Genomic DNA, 1,569 nt, shown 5'->3' on the forward strand with positions numbered 1-1,569 from the left:
TGACCCGTCCTGAAAAAACTGTACAGTTTTAAATACCAATAAGAGATGGAAAAGTCAATAGGAGAAAAAAAAGTAAAACAGCATTATCATCAAGAATTCATTAAAAAGATAGTGAAGGAAGTTGAGTTAGGCGCGACACAGATTTCTGTAACGCTGAAGTATGATTTAGGAGTTAATACCGTAAGGCGTTGGATGCAACGATATGGAAGTGAAGAATATTACGATACGAGGACTCCCAAAGTTTATAGCGAGAGTTTAAAACGTCAAGTAGTTCATAGTATTATAGAAAGAGGTATGGGGGTAAAAGAAGCTTCAATAGTATATAACATAAAAAGTTTATCTACAATAAACAACTGGTTGTTAGCTAATTATAATAAAAATACAGATATTTGTATTGAAACTCCAATCCCTATAGAAATGCCTAAAAAGAAGCTTACTGCAGAAGAATTAGAGATAATCTCTTTAAAAAAGGCTTTAGCAGAATCACAGTTTAAGGTAGTAGCGCTAAATACACTAATTGATGTAGCAGAAAAAAGCCTAGATATTGAGATCAGAAAAAAGTCTGGTTCCAAGCAGTTGAAGAAGTAAAAGTATTATATCCTAAAAAAGGAATAGATACAATATGTAAACTGTTTGGAAGAACTCGAAGTGCTTATTATCAGTCAATTGACCGTCATCAAGAACAATCGTTAAAGGACGATATAGTCTTACAAGAGGTATTACATATCAGAAATAACCTTCCCAAGTTAGGTACACGCAAACTTCAAGATATGCTGGAAAAACGGCTGTATACACATAATATAAGTGTTGGCAGAGACTACCTCTTTGACTTGTTAGATAGCCATAAGATGTTGATAAGACAGCGAAAGCGAAAAGCCTACACCACAGATTCAAGAGCATGGCGAGGTCAGTATTTAGATCTGTATAATGGAGTAGAAGTAACACGACCAGAGCAATTTTGGGTAAGTGACATTACCTATATACGACTCAATAATGTTTGGGGTTACCTGTGTTTAATCACAGATGCATATTCCCATAAAATAATGGGGTATAATTTTAGTCTAGATATGACAGCCCAAGGATGTTTAGAGGCTCTTAAAATGGCTTTAAACAATAGAATGTACAATGAAAAGCTTATTCATCATTCAGATAGAGGGAGTCAATACTGTAGTGAAATTTATACTAAATTACTAAAAGACAATAAAATAGCTATTAGTACCACGCAAAATGGAAACCCTAGAGATAATGCGGTGGCAGAACGAGTAAATGGAATAATTAAGGGGGAGTTTGATTTAAATTATTCTAGCTTAGGTTATGAAAAAACCAAAGAAAAAATACAACTAAGTATAAAGATGTATAATGAAGTTAGGCCTCATGATAGTTGCGATAGATTAACTCCAATACAAGCACATCTTAAAACGGGTGTCTTAACTAAAAGGTGGAAGAACTATTATAAGAAAAAAACACAAGAAAAAGAACTTGTACAGTAACGACAGGATTACTAAAACAAGTGTACAGTTAGAACTAGGATTATAAACAATAACTGTACAGTTATGGTAGGACGAGACA

At 33.7% G+C, this 1,569-nt stretch carries 2 protein-coding genes; both read left to right on the forward strand.

The features are described from left to right. Nucleotides 1–45: 45 nt before the first annotated feature. Nucleotides 46–588 carry a hypothetical protein gene (locus tag CF599_RS19225; protein ID WP_121967527.1) on the forward strand — a complete coding sequence of 181 codons (543 nt, stop codon included), beginning with the start codon at nt 46–48 and terminating at the stop codon, nt 586–588. Nucleotides 589–629: 41 nt separating this feature from the next. Continuing rightward, nucleotides 630–1,490 (forward strand): IS3 family transposase, encoded by an 861-nt coding sequence (locus CF599_RS19230; protein WP_254050372.1) that lies wholly within the window; start codon nt 630–632, stop codon nt 1,488–1,490. Nucleotides 1,491–1,569 lie beyond the last annotated feature (79 nt).

The sequence above is a fragment of the Myroides sp. N17-2 genome, from assembly GCF_002286775.1.
In the GTDB taxonomy this organism is placed as follows: domain Bacteria; phylum Bacteroidota; class Bacteroidia; order Flavobacteriales; family Flavobacteriaceae; genus Flavobacterium.

Excerpts from the sequence above, each read along its gene's own strand:
- CF599_RS19225 (WP_121967527.1), top strand. The coding sequence starts at position 46 with ATGGAAAAGTCAATAGGAGAAAAAAAAGTAAAACAGCATTATCATCAA.